The sequence below is a fragment of the Salipiger sp. genome (genome assembly GCF_059781815.1).
Genome location: NZ_JBYNAH010000383.1, coordinates 1 through 2,238 on the forward strand (window position 1 = coordinate 1; position 2,238 = coordinate 2,238).

Consider the following 2,238-nt stretch of genomic DNA (forward strand, 5'->3'; position numbering starts at 1 on the left):
GGCCTCGTCCTTGGCCGGAGCCGCCTCGCCAGCCGGGGCAGGGGCGGAGGAGACGCTTGCGATGTCGTCGGCGCTCTCGCCCTCTTCGAGCAGCACGGCGATCGGGGTGTTGACCTTCACGCCTTCGGTGCCGCCCTCGATGAGGATCTTGCCGATGGTGCCTTCGTCGACCGCCTCGAACTCCATCGTGGCCTTGTCGGTTTCGATCTCGGCGAGGATATCGCCGGAATTCACGGTGTCGCCTTCCTTGACCAGCCATTTGGCCAGCGTGCCTTCCTCCATGGTTGGCGACAGGGCGGGCATCAGGATTTCGGTGGGCATGTTGTCAGCTCTCCTCGGCGAGGGTCACGAGATCGAAGGGCGGGCGCGGCTGGCGCGCCGCGGCCCGCGCGATCACCGCGGCCTCGATCTTGCCGCGATGGGCGGCGATCCATTCATAGGCTTGCTGGTGGCTCGGGCGCTCGCCCGGGCGCAGCGTTTCCATGAGGCACTCGGGCACGAAGGCCGTCCGCGCGACACCCGCCGCGTCCACCCGGACGCGGTAGGCCTCGCGCGCGACGTCGCGCCCGGTGACCTCGACCGGGCTCACCGGTAGGTCACTTGCTTGACCGCCTCGATGACCTCGGCGGTGGTGATCAGCGCGTGCTTCTCGAGGTTGGCCGCGTAGGGCATCGGCACGTCCTTGCCGGCGCAGTTGATCACCGGCGCGTCGAGGTAATCGAACGCGTTCTGCATGACATAGGCGCCGATGTGGTTGCCGATGGAGCCCACCGGGAAGCCTTCCTCGATGGTGACGCAGCGGTTGGTCTTCTTCACCGACTCGATGACCGTGCCGTAATCGATCGGACGCAGGGTGCGCAGGTCGATCACCTCGGCCTCGATGCCCTCTTCGGCCAGCTTTTCAGCCGCTTCGAGCGCGTAGGTCATGCCGATGCCGAAGCTGACGAGGGTCACGTCGGAGCCCTCGCGCCAGATCTTCGCCTTGCCGAAGGGCACGGTGAAATCGTCCAGCACCGGCACTTCGAAGGAGCGGCCATAGAGGATCTCGTTCTCGAGGAAGATCACCGGGTTGGGATCGCGGATCGCCGATTTGAGCAGGCCCTTGGCGTCGGCCGCCGAGTAGGGCATCGCCACCTTGAGGCCCGGGATCATCGCGTACCATGCCGCGTAATCTTGGCTGTGCTGCGCGCCGACGCGGGCGGCGGCGCCGTTGGGGCCGCGGAACACCATGGGCGCGCCCATCTGGCCGCCGGACATGTAGAGCGTCTTGGCCGCCGAGTTGATGATGTGGTCAATCGCCTGCATGGCGAAGTTGAAGGTCATGAACTCGACGATCGGCTTGAGCCCGCCGAAGGCCGCGCCCACACCGATGCCGGCAAAGCCGTGCTCGGTGATCGGCGTGTCGATGACGCGCTTGGAGCCGAACTCGTCGAGCAGGCCCTGGGTGACCTTGTAGGCGCCCTGGTACTCGGCCACTTCCTCGCCCATGACGAAGACGTTGGGATCCGAGCGCATCTCTTCGGCCATGGCATCCCGCAGCGCCTCGCGCACGGTCTGGGTCTTCATCTCGGTGCCTTCCGGCCAGTCCGGGGAGGCGGCGGCGGCGGGCACGTTGCTTTCAGGCGCGGCGGCCTGCGCGGGGGCGGAGGCCTCCTCGGCCGCGGCCTCTTCGGCGGCAGGCGCCGCGTCATCGACGCTCTCGCCTTCCTCGACCAGCACCGCGATGGGGGTGTTGACCTTCACGCCCTCGGTGCCTTCCTCGATGAGGATCTTGCCTACTATGCCTTCGTCGACCGCTTCGAATTCCATCGTCGCCTTGTCGGTCTCGATCTCGGCGAGGATGTCACCGGAGGCGACGGTGTCGCCTTCCTTGACCAGCCATTTCGCCAGCGTGCCCTCTTCCATGGTGGGGGACAGGGCGGGCATCAGGATTTGCGTTGCCATATCGTGTTCTCTCCTGCCTCAGGCCTCGATCGCGTCGCCCTGGGGCACGTCGTCGGAATAGATGTCGGTCCAGAGTTCCTCGAGCGCCGGCTCCGGGCTCTCCTTGGCGAACTCGGCGGAGGCGTTCACGATGTCCTTGATCTCCTTGTCGATCGCCTTGAGATCGTCCTCGGTGGCGTGCTTGCCCTGGAGCAGCAGGTCGCGGACGTTCTGGATCGGGTCGCGCTCTTCGCGCATCTTCTGGACTTCCTCGCGGGTCCGGTACTTGGCCGGGTCCGACATCGAGTGGCCGCG

Annotated in this window: 4 protein-coding genes; all 4 read right to left on the bottom strand. The window is 66.6% G+C overall.

The window, feature by feature from the left end; all coding sequences use genetic code 11:
* Positions 1–321 (bottom strand): biotin/lipoyl-containing protein (locus tag AC6RA4_RS24960; protein WP_500164939.1); only part of this gene is annotated, 321 nt, incomplete at its 3' end.
* 4 nt (positions 322–325) lie between these two features.
* Entirely contained in the window at positions 326–589 is a 264-nt protein-coding gene (locus AC6RA4_RS24965; protein ID WP_222603752.1) for a hypothetical protein, read from the bottom strand.
* A complete protein-coding gene (locus AC6RA4_RS24970; protein WP_500164941.1) occupies positions 586–1,944 on the bottom strand; it encodes a pyruvate dehydrogenase complex E1 component subunit beta in 1,359 nt (452 codons plus the stop codon). The genes AC6RA4_RS24965 and AC6RA4_RS24970 overlap by 4 nt, the downstream gene beginning before the upstream one ends.
* An 18-nt stretch (positions 1,945–1,962) precedes the next feature.
* Positions 1,963–2,238, bottom strand: a 276-nt coding sequence (locus AC6RA4_RS24975; RefSeq protein ID WP_500164943.1) for a thiamine pyrophosphate-dependent enzyme, incomplete at its 5' end; no start/stop codon positions are given.